This is a genomic window from Microseira wollei NIES-4236 (genome assembly GCF_020521235.1).
Classification (GTDB): domain Bacteria; phylum Cyanobacteriota; class Cyanobacteriia; order Cyanobacteriales; family Aerosakkonemataceae; genus Microseira; species Microseira wollei.
In genome coordinates, this window is record NZ_BLAY01000189.1 from 1 (window position 1) to 18930 (window position 18930).

An 18930-nucleotide genomic window follows, 5' to 3' on the forward strand; every position below is an offset into this window, starting at 1 on the left:
TGCCATCGCTTCGTTGAGGCAGGCATTGTATAGTTGCCGTGCTGCTTGAAACCGAGATAGTAATTGCTTCTCTTGCAAGCTATCTACAATTAATGGCAGTTCTGTTACGAATGTTGATGTCTTACTTTTAGCCAATTACTATTACCTCCTAATTAATCTATATTGTAATTGTATACTCTCAATTCTAAAGCCAACATTAATTAAGCTTAATATTGACTGCGGTTAAAACCGCTCGCGTCGATTTTCCGCCCCGCAATAAATTGACGGAGCTACCAATCTCCCGAATTTTTTAGGTGTATAATGCGATGGATCTCAAAACCAGCGCTATCGATCCTGCCTTCATAAGGCGCATGGTTGCGAGAAAAATAAGATCGAAATGCTTTTCTAGCTTCGATTTGAGCTTCTAGCCTCCCGATTACATCGGAAAGTGAATCTTGGCTTTGAATGGTAAAGCTATCGTAGGGTAAGAGTTGCACGATCGGATATTCCTCCAATAGGTGCAGATATGGTGAGATTCTCTTGCTACTGTTTTAACTACAGATTTGAAGATCGGTTTTCCATATTTAGCTATCTTTTAAGCGATCGCTTCAGCTCAATTTATCAAGCATTTTGGCACTGAAACCTGCAAATCAGCTCAGATGATTGAGCAATAGTATGGAGCGATCGCACTCCTTACCCAGCGCGATCGCCATCATAAACCTACTCCTTCAGTAGCAGATAATACAACTGCCCGGTCCAACCGATCACGCCTGCGCGATCGCCTGCAACTTCACCAGTCCCCATATAATAATCCACGCGACCAGCGCCGCGAATCGCACTGCCAGTATCTTGATCCAACACGTAGCGACTCACCAAACGCTGTTCCATTTTTCCTTTAACTGCCGTAGGAAAGGGAACTCGCGTGTGAATTAGCGCTAAAGCACCTGGAGGCATTAAAGATTTATCGGTTGCAATAGATCGCTCTGCTGTCACCGGCACTTGTATGCTACCCATAGCAGGCGCACCGTGAGTTTCTCTGAAAAAGATAAAGCGATTGTTGCGCGGAATATAATTACTCAACTCGAAAGGATTGCGGCGGAAAAAGTCGATCAGTACGGGTAAAGTTAACCCATCTAAAGGCAATTTCCCATCGCCAGCGATTTGTCGCCCGACGCTGGTATAAGGGTAATCCGTACCGCCGTCATAGCCGACCGTCATCGTGGTACCATCGGTTAGCTGTAGTTGAGCCGAACCTTGGATTTGTACCAAAAACGCTTCCAAGCGATCGCGCAACCAAACCAATTCCAACCCGCGTAACAGTCCATTTCCACTTAACCCATCTCTTCCTTCTAGCTGGATGCGCGTCGGATGAGGTTTGCGCCAGCTTTCCATATTTGGCGGTTGGCGATACAGTGGATAGCGAAACTCTGGAGTGGCAACGCGACTGGCTTGATAAATTGGTTCGTAGTATCCGGTAAAAAAGACGCTTCCCCGACCATCTTTACCCACAGATTTGTAAAATACAAATTCCTGCTTGACAGATTCTCTCAGTTGTGCTGGGGAATCCGCAGCCAGCACAAGCTGGCGGAAGCGAACGAGGGAACGCTCTACGCGATCGCGGGTAATTCCCCTGACCGGATAGTTGCGGTAAACTTGGGCAGCTCTGGGAGTTTGCAGAAAGGTGATACTGTGGTCGATGGAGGTGATGAGCGATCGCTTATCCCCGGGTTCGCCGTCACGTCCCCAAAGTTGATCGTCGAGTCCCAGGGAGTCCGCCGCAACATCTATCTGTTCGCTACTGACAAGTTGCAGGGGCGCCGACAGAACTGGTAAAGTAACGGTGCCGATGGCAATGCTCAGACCGAGAGTTAAAGAAGCTAGGGTTTTAATCATTCTACGTATGAGCGGTCGATACTGCTTGTAAAAACTGGTTCTACCCGAATTGCCAAAACGCGCGATGGACGCACGACCATATATTCTCCCTGGATATTCTTAATCGGGACATTAATAAAGTCGTCCGACCCAGACTTAGGTACTAATTCGCCACTGTACCACTTTTGGAAATCTTGAATAGTCGGAAACCGCACTTCTTCTCGATGACCGCCATCGATTAGCAGGTGTACGGCATATTCACTAGGTTTGGGCATAACTGGATTTTTATAATTGACTGCACGGAAAACATTATGCGGCGATTGGGGTCAAAACGCGCGATTGATTTCTCATCGGGTAATGGCGTTCCCACCCAGAGCATGGGAACGAGGGTAATGGCGTTCCCACCCAGAGCATGGGAACGAGGGTCATGGGGCAGGTTGGGAACTAGGGGAGAGTATATTACTTTTTCATCCCCTTGTCTTCCCCATCTCTCTGACGCCGATTAGCGATTAGCAATTAGCGATTAGCAATTAGAACAAGTTATACCTTGCCAGTTGAGCTTCGATCGCTTTAGGCAGCATTTTATCGAGTTCTGCTGCGGTTTTAAACGATAGCCGTTGATAATTGGGCAAATCAAACGGAAATTGCCCGTTCAAGTCCGGGCGTTCCATCTGCGCCAGTAATATTTGCTCGGTGCGCTTGCATTGTAGGGCATATCCCAGTTCGATGCAGACTTGGGGACCTGGAATTAGCTGGGTAGTATCCTTGCCTGCAAAACTGGTGATGGGGGTAGTGTCTGCTATCATTAACAGACTTTTGCAGATTTTCCGCATTTGCGTGCTGTTGAGTCGAATCGGGGCATCCGTTGGTCGGTGGGATTCTTCTAATATTAGAGGCACCCGCGATCGCTTGTTCAACTTCTCCAACGTTTTTTGCAGTCCCTCCCGCAACGCCTCGCTGGCAGCAGCATACTCATTTTGATAGCACAAGAAAATTATGGGATCCAAATTTGCCATCACCGTCTGCTTGGTGAAATAAATCTCGTGACTGCTCAAGTCTATGTTCGAGATGGCATAGCCGCCGCTACCTTCGATGTAAAATTCTACCGTCTCCCCATCCAGGTAACGCTGAAACCAAGCTGAGGCTTTTACTTCGTGACTGTCTTCTAAAAAGTCCGCTCGCAAACCGGATTTCAGCAAACTATTTTTGCTCAGGCGCAGGTCGTGGGGACGTTTTTCTAATTCTTTCAGTGGTTCGTATTGCTGGAGATACCAGGCTCGCAGGGCAATGATTGCCATGATCTGTTATTTACACGCTCTCAAACACAACAACACCCAAGCTTCTACTCCTTGAGTGATTTCCTCTCATTGTTATATCCTAGTTGGAGCCGCTCCGATTTAGCAATTCTTGTTTCTCGGTTGCTTTACTCCCTTAGCCAACATCTGAGGAAATATCAATTTTCGCGTTGGGTGTTGTTGTGTTTGGTTACAGACAGATTTGAATTAAACAGCTCTTTTTACCTCTTTACTTTTTGTCGACTTTGCTGTTTTGTCTGCCAGAAGCTTTATCAGCTTCGATTATTAATTTATCACTACCTATGTTAGACATCAAGCCTTTGAAACTAAACTTTACGTTTCTGATTTCCAGCCAGCTTTACTTCATCATGACTTACGCAAGAAGAGGCCAGAAACCCGGTTTCGACCGTCGATCTCTGGTTCCCAAACCCACAATTTTTCCGATAAACCGGGAACTTGCGCGTAATTCCTATTCATAAAGTTTAGCGGGTCTTGTAGGCAAGACCCGCTATCAACTTCGATTTGACAATACAACAACATCCACCTCTGATTTGCTGAGCGATTTCCTCATTTTGGTTCATTCTATCTAGAGTTGCAACTAGCAAAACCTTTTTCAAAAAGTTCATTCATCTTAGTTGCATTACTCCCCATCCACCATTTTAGGAAATATCAACTTTCATTCCGGTAGTTATTGTTTTCGCAAGAGACAGATTCAAATGAAACAGCTCTTTTTTCCTCTTAACTAAACTACACTTGGCTTTGGCTGTTTTATCTGCCAGAAGAAGCTTTTCTTTGCTTCTATGCTTAATGTATCACCGCTCTATTTGGTTAGCAAGCATGTGAAACTAAACTTTACTATTTTTGCCTGCGATTATTTGCTTACCTATGGATTAAATTTATAGAAACCCTTGCTGCACGAGCTAGATATTGTTAAGCTTGCTACCTGATGCACCGTTGAACGAGTTTGAGTAAATGCTCAGATTATGTTAAAAAAAGTTGCGGGAGGGGATAAATATGACAAAGCATGGTAGAAAGCTGAGAGAGCGATAGCCCAAACCCAAACTTGTAGGGTGCGTTAACGCAGTGTAACGCAGGACTCGCCCTCAAACTTGTAGTGCGTTAACGCAGTGTAACGCACCAGTCTTGGATAGTGGGTCAGGAATCGATAGGTAAAAACTCACGCACGCTACAGTCGCTCATGACTGATGAGGATTCGCAAAATCGATAATCCCAAAATGACCAAAAATAAGACTAACCCGATAGTGCAGGCATAGCTAATTTCTAAATTTTGGAAAGCCTGTTCGTAGAGGTAGTATACAACTGTCTTAGAACTATTGCGCGGCCCACCTTGAGTCATGATGTAAACTTCTTCAAAAACTTTGGTGGCGGATATAGCAGAAATCACCCCTACTAAAAACATATAGGGTTTCATCAACGGCACGGTAATATCCCAATGTTTGCGAATACCATCCGAACCATCCATCGCCGCAGCTTCATAAAGTTCATCGGGGATGGATTGCAACCCGGCTAAATAAACTACCATGTAATAACCCAATCCTTTCCATATTGTTACCGCCATGACGCTATAAATTGCCCAATTTGGACTGGTCAACCAAGGAATACCAGTTTTAAAGCCAAATTGTGCTAGAAATTGATTCAACAAACCGTTTTCAGCATAAAGCCATTTCCAGGCAATTCCAGCTACAACCATTGAAATGACGACGGGTGTATAAAAAGCCGCCCGAAACCAGTTTATTCCACGGAGTTTACGATTAACTAAAATTGCGATTAACAGGGGTGCAATAACCAAAATCGGTACAACGCCGACGAGATATAACAGGGTATTTCCTAGGGTTTTCCAAAAAACGCGGTCATTCCACAAACGCTGAAAATTAGCCAAACCTACCCATTCGGGAGATTGAGAGAGGTCATAACGAGTAAAGCTGAGGTAAAAAGCTTGCAAAGCAGGCCAAAATACAGTTAAACCTAAAACGAGTAAAGCAGGGAGTAAAAATAGGTAAGGCGTGAATTGCCGTTGCCGAGTCAGCCAATCTTTCGGTAACAAATTTTGCATAGTTTAAAGGCAAGCAGATTAACTGCCTAAATATACTACATCTTTTAGCACCTGTTCATCGACTCAAGTCTGCTTATGACTTGGTATTTGCGATCGCACTTCCAGCCAATCAAACACAAGTTTCGATTTTGGATTAATGTTATATTATGTACTTGATGTAAAAGGTTAAAAGAAAGAAGATGGCAAGTACAAATATTTATGAACAGGAAAAAGGTCGGGGACTTCTCGATCGTCAGAAGTATCCTGAAGGGATTCAAGAATATATGGCACTTGAGGAAGATTTTCTCTTAAATAATTTGCGAGGATCTAAAAGTCTGCTGGAAATAGGCTGTGGAGATGGTCGCTATCTGGAGATCCTTGCCCCAGTTGTTGAAGAAATACTCGGAATTGACTATTCTCAACATCTGGTCAATCTTTCCAGAAACCGCACCAAGGATTTCCCTAATGTCCATGTTATTCATGGTAATGCTAAGGATTTACAATCTCTCCTGTCTCAGACTTATCAGTTTGCCACTTTAGCCTGGAATACAATTGGTAATATGCCGCCAGAAATTCATCCAGATCTGTTTAGGGGGCTGAGTCAATGGGTTGAAGAACGGATTTTTATTTCCACCTATCAGTGCAGTGATGCCGTGATGGAGGAAAGATTGAAACTTTATGAAAATTGCGGCTACAAGGTCAATAGTATTGACGGAAATAAGGTGATTATGGAAGACGGAGAACATACGGCTTATGCTTATCCCATCAACTATTTTCAAGATTTAATGGAGTCTCATAATTTCGCAGTGGCAACTTATGAGTTGGGGTTTTGCGGGGTGATGATTGTGGGGACTAAATAGTTCCAAACTGCTGCAACTTGCGGTAATTCCAGATGCGTTACGGCGTAAGGTAAAGTCGTAACGCATCCTAGGAAAATTAATTAGCCTCGTGTTCTTGCCATTGCCGCCAGGTTGACATGCTTCAGGTCAAATTTACTGACTTCAATTGGAAGAGTTTCTGGTTGTTGGTGAGCCGGGAATTTTTGACCCTCAAATACGCAACCCCAAACAGCAATATCTTTGAGTTGTTGTTTCGGAACAGCTAAAGGATCTTCCTCCAAAATGGCGAAGTTTGCCTTCTTATTGGGTTTAATGCTGCCGACTTCATCCTCCTTCTGTATAAAGTAAGCAGATTCGATAGTTATACCACTAAGGGCGCGTTCCACACTGATACACTGTTCAGGAGCAGCAACGATTGGTTTTAAACTCTTATCGATCTTCTCTGCAAGAATGCGGGTGGCTGCACACCAAGCCAAGAAGAGGGGATCTGCTGGAGCCATCGGCATATCGGAATGAAGTCCGATTTTCATCCCTTCATTCGCGACAGAGCCTAAACGCACCATATTTAGCGCTCGCTCTGGACCTAGACCTTTGTGAGAATATTTATCTGCGAGAGCCGTGACGTAGTAAGGGTTTGCGGAGACAATTGCTCCTAGTTCCTTCAGCTCTTGGACCTGCTCTTCTGTGGACACCGCAAAATGAACAACCGTGAAGCGGTGGTCAGGACGATCGCAGGATTTGATGTTATTACTTAGCGTTTCAATAACAACCCGCAAACCCTCATCGCCATTGACATGGGTGTGGATTTGATAACCCGCTTCCCAATAGATCTTAAAAGCTGCTTTATAGTCTTTTGGCTTGGCGATCCATTCGCCTTGATGTCCATCTAAATAGGGATCTTGCAACTGCATCAGTTGTGAGAAAATCGCCCCATCTGCAAAGAGTTTAACTTGGTTGGGTAGCCAATCAACTTTTCCTGTGCCTTTGTCTAGCCAGCTTTCCGTGTCTTCAATCAATTTCCCCACACTATTAGAGTTTTTATGCTCATCGTAAAGGACGCGACCATCAGGAATAAAGTAGGTGCGGAAGGCAGTATCTTCTGTGTTTAGTCCGGGGTTCCATATCTGCTCGTGAATTTCCTCATCCATTTGGGTGCCAGGTTCGCAGATAGTGGTAATCCCTTTTGAGAGTAAATATTTCCTGAAAATGTCCAGCCCTGCTTTTACCCGATTTTCACTCAACAAATCTAGCGCAATGTTGGATAGAATCAATTCCATTCCCTTCTCCCAGAAATGTCCATTGGCCAGATCTGCCTGATTTTGCTCTTGCGGATCTCCTGTGTCAATCCAGTCCTGATGGATATTATATTTGTTTAAAGCGACAGTATTGAAAATGAATTCGTGGCAGGAACGATGCCAGATAACGACGGGACGATTCTGTTGACCCACTTCTTCGCAAATCTGATCCAGTGCATCTCGATAACAAATACCATGAAAATAGTGGTGGTATCCCCAAGTGAAAAGGGTCTCATTTTCAGGACTACCAGAATCCCTCATCTTAACGAGAGCCGCTTTTAAACGATTCTTGTACTCAGTTTCATCCTGCGCAGCTTTAGATTCTTTCCCTGGTACTGTCCAGTCTTCAATGGCGATAATCTCCACTGCCATTGTCATGGCTCCCAACAGGGGGTGAATGTGATGTTCTACGAATCCGGGTAGGATGACTTTGTTTTCAAAGGTGCGATCGATCTCATCTTTTTTAACGTGATGGTAGCCCAAATTATGCAATGCTTGCTGCACCTCTTTCAGACTGCCAACGGCAAGGATAGTATCCCCTAACACCGCCACAGCTTCTGCTGTCGGTTGGGAATCTTCCATTGTGATAATTTTCTTCGCCACATAAATCGTTGGCACAGGTGGAGAAGTCTCTGCAATTCCCGGATCTTTTGCGATCGCATTCTGCTTACCCTTGCCTTGATCTTTCCCAGAGTGAGAACCACTGCTAGCAGCAAAATAGGTTTGGGCGTTCATAGATTTAGATCCACTGCCCATGATAGCTGCTGTCAAGGTTTCAGTCCCCTGGAGAAATTTACGACGCATGACTTGGAGCCAAAAATGGTAAAATAGGGGATTGCAGCAAGTGCAAGCGGGATAATTTGCATTCATGTACATGGTTGTAAACTTCCTCAATTTCAGAAAGTCAGGACTTACGCAAAGAAACAAAGGTGAGCCGAAAAATTGTTGGTTTTGCAACCAGAGATCAACTTGCTAATAGCTAATTGCCAGCTGGCTAATTGTCATATCATGTGCGTTGACTCACCCGTAATAAAAACCTTCTCTTGTGCGTTGTCTTGTAGGGAACATCAATTGGTTAAAAGTTTTTTCACGCAGCTGTTGGATGTTCCCTACTCCTGGTTCAGGGTAATCGACCGGACATGATATCAATTGTCAAAGAGCAGCCATTAGCGATTAGCTATTAGCTATTAGCAGTTACACAAGTATCTATGAAGTATCCGAATTCACCAGTGCGGCCATTTACGAATCAGCCGTCTGCATTGCGGAGCATAATCCCGGTGCAAGCTTGGGCGTTAGGAGTCCACAGCATCAAGGTGCAGAGCATAACTGCCACCACGAGCTTGAGATATTGTTTGATTTTACTCATCTTATCTTTCAGCTAATACTCAACACAAACCACAGGGATATCGTCACATCGTTCCCTATTTTGATGAAACGATTCATGACACTAAACTCCGTAATTTTCAGCCATTATCATAGCAATATTACGGGCAGCCAACAATACATATAGTTAGCTATTGTGGAAGTTCTTCCGGCAACGAATTTTCCCAAAAACTTAAGCAAGTATTCACAAAAACAGGTTTACTTTTGACCTGGCATGAGTTATGAATTTTAGTTAAAATAAGATTTTGGCTGATTTGTCAAGATATAAAGTTAGCTAATTTTCGGTTTCAGGTTAGCTAGTTTAGAATGCTGTAAGAGCCGTGCTTCCCATGGCTCTTACAAAAAACTGATTTTAAGGGATTGAGATACGAACAAGCCTTAGTCAAACTAGAATCGACATTTGCACCATGGTGAATCAAGGTCCGACGATTCGATTCAGCTCTACGTCCACGATTTGTTCGTCATTTGCGTTGCCTGCTCCTACAACCTGCTGATCGGGCGGTAAAGGAGCGTATGTTAAGATGGCAGCGATCCTGAGCTCTCCCTCCTGGGGAGGTTGCACTTGATGAATATATTTCTGTCCGTGTGCCACTAACACCATCCCAGGGTTAACAGCCACCCTTTCTATCTTCATCAGGTTACGCTCAGCAAGCCAGATACACATCTTGTCGAAGAATCTCTGAATTCTCTTAGGTAAAATCAGTCGGATGCCCTGCCACTCATCGGTAGCAATTAATAACTCACTTCCGCCCTGTGGGGGAGTTTGACAGAAGTAAGCGACACAAATCATCTCATAAGTATCGTGATGCCATTTGTGAGCGTACTCAGTTGCTCTGAAGACAGTTATGTTGATTTGGGGCTTTTCCCTTAGCAGGGGGTATAGGGTTTTGCCCGCGTATGCGCTGCATAAACGCAATCCTTCGCCAAGGTAAAAATCATACAAGCCTGGTATGAATTTTTTAACATCGTCACCAGTCATTACTTGATGATGACCATTTTGTGCATCTGAGAAAGCCCCAAGGTTCAGCAACTCCTCAATTCGATTAGTTAGACTGGCTAGTTCGGGAATCTGGAATACTTGATATGGCAACTGCATCAGAACAACCTCACTTTTTCAGCTTGTCAATAGAAGAAAATTAAGAGTACAATAGCATATAAATATAAGAAATTGCTCAGAACACTGTTGCTTCAAGACAGTCTCTAAACACTCCATCCTAAAATTGCAGCCACCTGTTTCCAGACTTGTTTTGAACTGAATGGCTTAATAATCACTCCGGCTACCCCCATGGCAGCAAAGCGACGACGATCGCTAGGCAATGCTTTAGCCGTCAGCAAAATAACTGGAATCATCTGAGTTTTTAGATCGGCTTGCAGCTGCTCAAAGCACTCAAACCCGTCCAGATCCGGCATTGAGATATCGAGAAGGATGGCATCAAAAAGTTCTGCCTTCGCTTTGAGCAAGCCTTCGCTGCCAGACTCCGCCTGCATCACTTGCCAACCAGCAAAGCCTTGCAGCGACATTTGCATTACGTCTCGAATGTCGGCTTCATCGTCAATCACCAGGATGTGTTTCGTCATGCTGCCGTCGTCGTTGCGCGTTATTGAGCCTCAGCATTGCACGACGAATAGTTTAAATTGGGAGCTTAGTTGACGACAGAGGCTAATTCCATCCATTTTGGGAATTAATACATCGAGCAAAATCAGAGCGTAATTCCACTGCATTAACAACTCCAATGCCAATTGCCCATCCCTCGCTAAATCGACAGCATAGCGATGGTCAGTGAGAGTGTCCCAGAGAAGCGCTGCTGTTGTTCGATCGTCCTCAACTAATATAATTTTCATGGGGGCTAAGTTCCTACGCCGTTAAATTTAATCAGGTCTTACGCAAAGAAACCGGATTTCTCTGAAAAATCGTTGGTTTGGCAACCAGAGATCTACGTAGAAACTTTGGTGATAGTATCGTCGCACTTAAGTCCTATTATTAATGCCAGGATTCACCTTTGAGGCCAATTGGCTATGGGTCAAGTATGGCAAGGGTTTCAGCCAACGGAAGTTGCCCCGAGGACTACGCAAAGAAACTTTGGTGATATGAAAAATCGTTGGTTTGGTAACCAGAGATCAACTTGCTAATAGCTAATTGCCAGCTTGCTAATTGTCATATCATGTGCGTTGAATCACCCGTAATAAAAACCTTCTCTTGTGCGTTGTCTTGTAGGGAACATCAATTGGTTAAAAGTTTTTTCACGCAGCTGTTGGATGTTCCCTACTCCTAATTCAGGGTAATCGACCGGACATGATATCAATTGTCAGAGAGCAGCCATTAGCGATTAGCTATTAGCTATTAGCAGTTACACAACCCTTGCGAAGGGACATGATATGATACTGGGTTTCAGTGGGATTGGGGACAGGACGCAGCGGGTATTCCCACGGGAGAATTTTTGCTGGATAATGGGGCGCAGATCGACCCATTCTCGCCCCTTAAGTTGATGACTGTATGGGAGGGTTAACCGCCATTATTGCAGCTTTTTGCTCATATTAATTATGGGTTGATCCGTATTCGTCTTGAGCTTTTTGACTTGCGGGGCATCCAAATCGAATTGGTTCAGATTCACCATGCGAAGCGTCTGATCCTCATAGGTCTTGTAGTAGTACCGCAAACTCTGGGGATCTCGCGCTGTCGTGATGATGGTGTAGTCATAGTGCTGATTCCCTGCATCATCTATGGCGCGGGCAGCTCCAAGGGGAATGTCGAAGTTGTTGAGGATATGAAACACCTGTTCAATTCCCTCACGAGCATTCTCAGAAGGTTTCGCACTTGCACTAAAGACAGCGGCTCTGACAAAACGCGAAGGTGGCGTAAAATCACCGGGCAAACCCAGTAGACCAGTCCCTTGTCCGACTTGCGTGAACGTCGTCCCATTAACCTTGATCTCGGGAACATTGAGAGCATTAAGGGCAATATAGTTACGCAGATTGGTCATGTGCCAAGAGAAATCCGGCGAGTTGGTTACTACACCGAGGGGATTGTCGTGGACAACCAATTCCCCATTCAGCGGCTCAATGACGATGCTGTTGATACAAGGGGAGGTGTCACTGCGAGGGTTACGGGTACAACTTGTGTCGTAGACCACATAGTGAAAGGGAGGAGCCTCGTCGCCGAATCCCTCTACTGGCGTATTTGCAATGACGACTTCGCCATTTTTGATCGCCTCTTTCACTTCAGCAACTGTGGCAAATTGACCCAATACCCAGTTTCCGAACTGGGACGGAGACAGAGCCTTTGCGACATTTTCGCTTGTAATCTGTGGATACTTTGCGAATGTGGGGAAATAGAACGCTCCGAATGCCAGCCCCTTTTCATTCATACCGTCCAAATAACCGAGTACGTCAAATGCAATTAAGCCGACGGAAGCGTACTGGGTTGTAAACTTGAGTCCCTCCGCTGGCACGTTCGTCGGTATTTGGGCGCTCGACGGCACCTCGCCAACGAATTCGTACTTTCTTGGAATGACAACCACGTCAGTATCTATGAAGTATCCGAATTCACCAGTGCGGCCATTTACGAATCAGCCGTCTGCATTGCGGAGCATAATCCCGGTGCAAGCTTGGGCGTTAGGAGTCCACAGCATCAAGGTGCAGAGCATAACTGCCACCACGAGCTTGAGATATTGTTTGATTTTACTCATCTTATCTTTCAGCTAATACTCAACACAAACCACAGGGATATCGTCACATCGTTCCCTATTTTGATGAAACGATTCATGACACTAAACTCCGTAATTTTCAGCCATTATCATAGCAATATGACGGGGAGCCAACAATACATATAGTTAGCTATTGTGGAAGTTCTTCCGGCAACGAATTTTCCCAAAAACTTAAGCAAGTATTCACAAAAACAGGTTTACTTTTGACCTGGCATGATTTATGAATTTTAGTTAAAATAAGATTTTTGCTTATTTGTCAAGATATAAAGTGAGCTAATTTTCGGTTTCAGGTTAGCTAGTTTAGAATGCTATAAGTATCTGGGTTGGAATAGTCCAGAAATTGACGATGACTGATCAACCAAGAGATGGGGAAAATACTACGATGGGATGGGTTTTCATTTCAGTCGATCGTTAATTCTTCTTCCCCTAATTCTGCCGATAAAGGTTTGGGGAAAGCTGTGAAATTGAGTACCAACAACCGTGTTATTGCTGCACAAGTGAAGAAACTTAGCTTCAGGGCGTGGATGAATCCGATCTAAGTGCGATCGCTCGCAAAGTTGATAAAACCGCAATTCCCTGATGCGAGAAACAGATGATAAACACACGACTTAAGCAAAGAAACCGGGTTTCTATCAAAAATAGTCGGTTTGGTAACTTGAGAACTACGCAGAAACAAAGGTGATAGCCTCGTCGTGGGTAAGTCTTGATATAGTTGGTTTGTTTGTTGGATGCAGATATTAACTCAAGTTGCTAGTTATCTCTCTGGGAGCGGCTAATGGCTAATGGCTAATGGCGAGATTGGTAAAAATCCTAGATTAGCAATTAGCAATTAGCAATTAGCAACGCCAAAGTTTATAACTAGCAACTTGCGTTATTACAGCGGATAAATTCCTCGTCTTGGTACAGCCTTAAGGCTGAGTTTGTGTAGCGGCTGCCATTTTTGCTGCTTGCACACAAAGGTGTACCTCATACGCCTGCAATCCGCTGTATCTGTAAAACCCACTCCTACGAGTTTCCTAATACCCATTTACTCGCTATTGGCATTCGCCATCCGGTACCGAAGGCGCGATCGGTAATTTTTAATCCTGGAGGTGCTTGGCGTCGTTTAAATTCGGCACGGGTTACTAATTTTACTACTTTATCTACTACAACTGGATCTTGTCCGGCGGCTACTATTTGGGCGGGGGATTGGTGTTGTTGAATAAACCGCTGCAAAATATCGTCGAGGATATCGTAAGCTGGCAGGGAATCTTGATCGGTTTGTCCTGGTTTTAGTTCGGCGCTGGGTGCTTTGGTGATGATGTTTTGCGGAATAATTTCGCTTTCTGCTTTGCTATTTAACCAGCGACAAAGCGAGTAGACACGGGTTTTGGGTACGTCGGCGATCGCTGCCAATCCCCCATTCATATCCCCGTACAACGTACAGTACCCAACTGCCATTTCTGACTTGTTCCCCGTCGAGATTAATAGGTGTCCAAATTTGTTAGCGATCGCCATTAACAAATTCCCCCTTATCCGCGATTGAATGTTCTCCTCTGCAATCCCAAATGATGTACCGGCGAACAGCGGTTCTAAGATTTTGTCGTAAACTTGCATTAAATCCCCAATCGGTAAAATCTGCGTTTGTATGCCCAAATTTTCGGCTAATTTAAGCGCATCTTTTACCGAATGATCGCTACTGTAGGGGGAAGGCATGAGGACACCCAAGACATTTTCTTTACCGATGGCGGCGGATGCGATCGCAGCTACCAATGCCGAATCTATCCCCCCACTCAATCCCAGCACAATTTTACCAAAACCGCACTTGCGGACATAATCTCCCACGCCCAATACAAGTGCGTTCCAGATTTCTTCATCATCGCATTCTGGTAAAGGCGCAATCGATTTTAGCTCTTGCCTCCCCCCCTTTGCCAGGGGGGGTAGGGGGGGATCGTTGGGTGAAACTAAATCCTGCTTTTTCGGGTCAAATTGCAATATTACTAAATCTGTTTTAAACCCACCGGCGCGACATACAACTTCTCCCTCACAGTTAAACGCGACGCTATTGCCATCGAAAATTAAATCGTCGTTCCCGCCAATTTGATTGGCATAGATAATCGGTTTTTGATAGCGGATTGCAGCATGTTTCAGCATCGCTTCTCGTAACTTTTGCTTGCCGACTGTGTAGGGAGAAGCAGATATATTCAAAATCATATCTACACCCAGTTTAGCTAAATCGGCAATCGGATTAATCGCATAGCTGCGTTTCCCCCAAAATTCTTCATCGTTCCATAAATCTTCGCAGATAGTAACGCCGATCAGGATTTGGGATTGTGAATTCTTAAGATTGAGTGCGAACAAATTGGGTTTTAACCCTGGTTCAAAGTACCGATTTTCGTCAAAAACGTCGTAGGTTGGTAACAGTCGCTTGTGAAATATTTGCTGGATTTTTCCTTGTTCTAACCAGGCGATACTGTTGAATAATGGTTTCCCGCCATCAACGTGCGATCGCTCGTTTTCTTCCACGGTTCCTACTAATACCGCTAAATCCGGCGGTAAATCCCTTGCTAGCTGTGACAAAGTTGTCGCCATCAACTGCACAAAGCTGGGATTTAACAACAAATCCCGTGGCGGATAACCACATAAAGAAAGTTCCGGCGTTAGTAACAAACGCACTCCCATATCAGCTGCTTGTTTAGCAGCATTTAGAATTTGTTTGGCGTTATCGTTCAGGTTGCCAATAGTTGGATTTAATTGGGCAATAGCTATTTTCATTTTTCCCTTTAAATAAACACCAATGGCTTATCTTTAAACGGTGCAAACGCTTCGGCATCAAACCGATACAAACTCGCTGGACGCCCCGCGCCGCGGGACACTTTTAATCCGGTATCGCATAAAAACCCTAACTTCAATAACCGAGCGCGAAAGTTAGAATAGTCGGAAAAGTTATCTCCTAAAACTGTCGTGTAAAGTTGATAAAGGTCGTTTAAAGTAAACAGTTCCGGCAAGACATCAAAAGCAATTGGACTATATTCCAATTTGTTACGCAGACGGCGATAACCATACTCTAAAATCTTGTTATGGTCAAAGCCTAATTTTGGCACTTGCTTGATGGGATACCAAGCAATCCCGCTAACGCCATCGGCGATTAATTCTGCTTCGGCAAATCGCACGAGGGCAAAGTAACTAACTGATAGATAACGCACGCCAAAACTATCGGGTGCTTCCCGGGGATCGCGACCGGGCCCGCCGAAGGTGTATAACTGTTCTAGGTACAGGTTATTCACCCTAATTTTTTCCGACAAAATGCGATAAGCAGCGTCTTCTAAAGATTCTCCATGACGCACCAGGGTTCCCGGTAAACACCACTGACCGAAAAACGGTTCGTCTGGGCGCATCACCAACAAAACCAACAGTCGATTTTGGGCGATATCGACTGAGAAAATCACGTTATCGACTCCGACTTTAAAGTCGGCTAAGTTTTGTTTGTTGACCGGATCTGCTATCTTTTTGGCACTGCGTCCTGGCATTCGTATAATTGGGTTTGATGAATGTAATTTTTCACGGTTGTAGTTAAGCTGGTCGGGTCTTGACGTTCGCGATATGCTGTGGAGGAAACATCGGGTGGGTTAAAATCGGCGATCGCAATCTTACCCCCCAGGCGCCTCAACGCCTCTAAACTGCTGTCCTCTACCAGATATCCTGATCTAGGAACGACCAGCAAATCGACTTGTCGCAACAATTCTTCAACTCGATACCAACGCGGTAACTGCTTGACTAAGTCTGAACCTATAATTAAGGTTAGCTCTGCATCAGGCCAAGCAGCATGAGCTTTGGTGACGGTTTCTAAGGTTCTGGGACTGCTGAGTTCTGGATGGAGGCTAATATTATGTCGGGGCGGATCTATTTCTGAAATTAATAATCTCAGCATTGTATGCCGATGTTCCAGCGGTGTTTGGTGCGATTTAAATGGGTTATCCGACGCCCAAACTGCTACCCAATCAAACTGTTGGGATAACCAGTTTATAATTGCTTGATGTCCGGATGTTGGCGGATCGGCACTGGTGCCAAATAAAGCGATTTTGGTCATTGGTGATTGCTAATTGCTAATTGCTAATTGCTAATTGCTAATTGGGGCATTTTTTCCTCGTGACCACGTAGCTGCCTGGGAACGCCATTACTGTTTACCCTCGTGACCACGGATCTGCCTGGGAACGCTATTACCTTTTTGGGTTTTTTGGGTTAGTTCTGCTAGGGATGCGGAAATTTCGATTGGTGGCGGGATGGGGTTATCTAGATGGCGGGTTTCTCTGGGAAGACTGGCAACGTTGTTGGCGGTGCGTTGTCTTATTTCTGCTAAGGTTTCGGGGGGTTTTACTCGCTGTCCTTGTTTGAAGACTAGCTGTAGTAGGGGATGTGAATCGGTTGAGGTTTCTGACATTAGTCCTAAGATATCTCTCCTAATTTCACTCGCTTCAAATGCTCGAAAAATTTGCTTGCGTCCGGGATATGTAACTTTACTGCTGGACTGTTTCATCGTAGGAATGCTATCAATTTCCACCAGTTTGTAGACGCCATTAACGGGGGAACCCGTTACCAGTTTTGTTCCCAATCCATATCCGTCAATGCCAGCACCGGCAGCTTTTAATCGCGCTATTTCCCATTCATCTAAGTCGCCGCTGGCAAATATAGGAACGCCTGGTAAAAGACTCCGCACCTGTTGCGACAAGGTTACCAAATCTCCCGAATCGAGTCGCACTCCCGCTAGTTGCATTTCCCCTGACTGCACTCTTTGGGACAATTTCTGCGCCGCTGCAACGGTATCGTAAGTATCGATTAACAAGGGCGCGCCGGGAAAATAACGGTGAAATGCCGTAAATGCTTCTGCTTCGCTGCCTTCTAATGCTGTCAGCGCCATTACTAATGAATGCGCCATCGTCCCGCTAGGTTTTTCACCCAATTTCAACGCTGCCAATACATTAGAAGTTGCATCTAACCCCGCCGCTAACGCCGCGCGCGCTGCCCAAAGCGCCCCTTGGGGACTAAAAGCGCGTCGCGTGCCAAATTCTAACAAGGTTGCCTCTGGTCCCGCTACATCTCGCATCCGCGCTGCTCGCGTCGCTATTAAAGTTTGATAATTGATCGCATTGAGCAGGTATGTTTCTACTAATTGCGCTTGCCATAAAGGTGCTTCCACCCGCAGCAAGGGTTCGTTAGCAAAAATAGCCGTTCCTTCCGCAACTGCCCAAACATCGCCAGTAAAGCGCGCTTCTGCTAGCAGCGACCAAAATTCTTCTGGGGCATGGGCAAATATACCCGTCGCTTTTAATGCTTCTATCTGTGTTTGACTAAAGCGGAATTTCTCTAAGTATTCTAAGGCTTGTTCCAAGCCCATAGCAATTAAATAACCGAACCTTTCTGGTAAGCGACGCACAAATAGCTCAAAACTTCCCGGTCGTCTATCCAACCCTTCGCCGACGTAGCAAGCTGCCATTGTCAGCTGATACAGGTCGGTCAACAAGCTGTTATCTTCGCAACTTACCGTAAGTTCCCGGTCTATCGCGCTTTGGGGTTGCTTGGGATCCCCCTCTTGCAGGCGGTTCCGGTCAGGGGCAATTCTCATAGCCCAGCTTCCTTGCGATCTAGGTTGCTTCAATTATAGTATTATTTACCATAATACTGTCAACTCGTTTTTCAAGAAACCCGATTTCTTAAAGAAACCGGGTTTCTGAATCCCAAGAAACCGGGTTTCTTACAGAAACCGGGTTTCTGAATCCCAAGAAACCGGGTTTCTTAAAGAAACCGGGTTTCTGAAGTTTACACAAGCAGGGGATATTGCATTTAAACGCAACAAATTAGCTCAAAGTCAGCAAAGTATTGCAAATATCTTTAAACAAGTGTTGCAAACCTACCCGATTGGGAACAAATTAACGATAATGAATCTACTGGCGGACTGCGACTTAACTCAAAAGCAGGAGCATGGTTATGGATATCACCAAAACAATTGAAAACATCTCCGAATATTTTTCTGGGGCATTAGCTCGCATTTTTGGCCCAACTGATGATAAGTATCCTCCTACTGGCGTACAACCTTTTGAAGGCGATCCTTATAAAGAAGGCGATAGCTCAGATTGGTAGGAAAAACGTTAATGGGTAATGGCTAATGGCTAATGGCTAATGGCTAACTACCTGATGACCAATTACCTATTACCTATTACCTATTACCCATTTATAGATGAAAATCAGTGGAGGATGCCATTTTTCTCCACTGATTTTTGGTATGATTAACTTGGTTTGACTTAACTTGGCTAACAAATTGCAGTTGAAAGACGATTAGCTTGGCCGTCACCTATCTGGCTGTTCTGGTAGATGCTTTAACATCTCATTTAGTGACGTTAAAGCAGGGGCTGACAACAGTGACAAAAAATCTGCCCAAATCTCCCTAAATCTCTGCAAAACCTGACTGATTGTAAAGATTTGCGAAGATTTAGGCCGACCAAACCAAGCAAAGCTCATAATTACACTCAACAG

Annotated in this window: 17 protein-coding genes and 1 pseudogene; 3 read left to right on the forward strand and 15 right to left on the reverse strand. The window is 44.8% G+C overall.

What is annotated here, in order from left to right:
* Positions 1-699: 699 nt before the first annotated feature.
* Positions 700-1872 carry a murein transglycosylase A gene (gene mltA, locus MiSe_RS39810; RefSeq protein ID WP_226591166.1) on the reverse strand — a complete coding sequence of 391 codons (1173 nt, stop codon included), beginning with the start codon at positions 1870-1872 and terminating at the stop codon, positions 700-702.
* Positions 1869-2126, reverse strand: a complete 258-nt coding sequence (locus tag MiSe_RS39815) for a hypothetical protein (protein WP_226591168.1) — start codon at positions 2124-2126, stop codon at positions 1869-1871. The genes mltA and MiSe_RS39815 overlap by 4 nt, the downstream gene beginning before the upstream one ends.
* A 36-nt stretch (positions 2127-2162) precedes the next feature.
* Between MiSe_RS39815 and MiSe_RS39820 the strand changes: the two genes are divergently transcribed.
* The gene (locus MiSe_RS39820) at positions 2163-2357 is read left to right on the forward strand and encodes a hypothetical protein (RefSeq protein ID WP_226591171.1); all 195 of its coding nucleotides are present in this window, start codon (positions 2163-2165) and stop codon (positions 2355-2357) included.
* A gap of 24 nt (positions 2358-2381) precedes the next feature.
* Here MiSe_RS39820 and MiSe_RS39825 read toward each other — a convergent pair whose 3' ends face one another.
* Together MiSe_RS39825 and MiSe_RS39830 are read right to left on the reverse strand one after the other, a co-directional pair.
* Positions 2382-3149 (reverse strand): hypothetical protein, encoded by a 768-nt coding sequence (locus MiSe_RS39825; RefSeq protein WP_226591173.1) that lies wholly within the window; start codon positions 3147-3149, stop codon positions 2382-2384.
* 1183 nt (positions 3150-4332) lie between these two features.
* The gene (locus MiSe_RS39830; RefSeq protein ID WP_226591176.1) at positions 4333-5220 is read right to left on the reverse strand and encodes a carbohydrate ABC transporter permease; all 888 of its coding nucleotides are present in this window, start codon (positions 5218-5220) and stop codon (positions 4333-4335) included.
* Positions 5221-5399: 179 nt separating this feature from the next.
* On the opposite strand from MiSe_RS39830, the gene MiSe_RS39835 reads away from it, so the two are divergent.
* On the forward strand, positions 5400-6059 hold the full coding sequence (locus MiSe_RS39835; protein ID WP_226591178.1) for a class I SAM-dependent methyltransferase: 660 nt from the start codon (positions 5400-5402) through the stop codon (positions 6057-6059).
* Between the two features lie 80 nt (positions 6060-6139).
* On the opposite strand, the gene MiSe_RS39840 is transcribed toward MiSe_RS39835, so the two are convergent.
* The 10 genes and pseudogenes from MiSe_RS39840 to MiSe_RS39885 form a co-directional block, all read right to left on the reverse strand.
* On the reverse strand, positions 6140-7915 hold the full coding sequence (locus MiSe_RS39840) for an amidohydrolase (RefSeq protein WP_226591180.1): 1776 nt from the start codon (positions 7913-7915) through the stop codon (positions 6140-6142).
* A 1216-nt stretch (positions 7916-9131) separates the two neighbouring features.
* On the reverse strand, positions 9132-9812 hold the full coding sequence (locus MiSe_RS39845) for a hypothetical protein (protein WP_226591182.1): 681 nt from the start codon (positions 9810-9812) through the stop codon (positions 9132-9134).
* A 104-nt stretch (positions 9813-9916) separates the two neighbouring features.
* Complete coding sequence (locus tag MiSe_RS39850) at positions 9917-10294, reverse strand: response regulator (protein WP_226591185.1); 378 nt, start codon at positions 10292-10294, stop codon at positions 9917-9919.
* A gap of 30 nt (positions 10295-10324) precedes the next feature.
* The gene (locus MiSe_RS39855) at positions 10325-10558 is read right to left on the reverse strand and encodes a response regulator (RefSeq protein WP_226591187.1); all 234 of its coding nucleotides are present in this window, start codon (positions 10556-10558) and stop codon (positions 10325-10327) included.
* Between the two features lie 671 nt (positions 10559-11229).
* Positions 11230-12267: pseudogene (locus tag MiSe_RS39860) on the reverse strand (linear amide C-N hydrolase); the annotation flags it as partial.
* 548 nt (positions 12268-12815) lie between these two features.
* The gene (locus MiSe_RS39865) at positions 12816-13025 is read right to left on the reverse strand and encodes a hypothetical protein (RefSeq protein WP_226591188.1); all 210 of its coding nucleotides are present in this window, start codon (positions 13023-13025) and stop codon (positions 12816-12818) included.
* A gap of 400 nt (positions 13026-13425) precedes the next feature.
* On the reverse strand, positions 13426-15174 hold the full coding sequence (locus tag MiSe_RS39870) for an NAD+ synthase (protein WP_226591190.1): 1749 nt from the start codon (positions 15172-15174) through the stop codon (positions 13426-13428).
* Positions 15175-15182: 8 nt separating this feature from the next.
* Positions 15183-15929, reverse strand: a complete 747-nt coding sequence (locus MiSe_RS39875) for an NUDIX hydrolase (RefSeq protein ID WP_226591192.1) — start codon at positions 15927-15929, stop codon at positions 15183-15185.
* Positions 15902-16489 (reverse strand): nicotinate-nucleotide adenylyltransferase, encoded by a 588-nt coding sequence (locus MiSe_RS39880; RefSeq protein WP_226591194.1) that lies wholly within the window; start codon positions 16487-16489, stop codon positions 15902-15904. The genes MiSe_RS39875 and MiSe_RS39880 overlap by 28 nt, the downstream gene beginning before the upstream one ends.
* Before the next feature lie 87 nt (positions 16490-16576).
* Positions 16577-18022: a nicotinate phosphoribosyltransferase gene (locus MiSe_RS39885; RefSeq protein ID WP_226591196.1), complete on the reverse strand. Its 1446-nt coding sequence runs from the start codon at positions 18020-18022 to the stop codon at positions 16577-16579.
* Between the two features lie 362 nt (positions 18023-18384).
* On the opposite strand from MiSe_RS39885, the gene MiSe_RS39890 reads away from it, so the two are divergent.
* Positions 18385-18537, forward strand: coding sequence for an isochorismate synthase (locus MiSe_RS39890; protein ID WP_226591198.1), 153 nt, complete (start codon positions 18385-18387; stop codon positions 18535-18537).
* Between the two features lie 207 nt (positions 18538-18744).
* Here the strand turns inward: MiSe_RS39890 and MiSe_RS39895 are convergent.
* On the reverse strand, positions 18745-18930 hold a 186-nt coding region (locus MiSe_RS39895), incomplete at its 5' end, for a hypothetical protein (protein ID WP_226591201.1).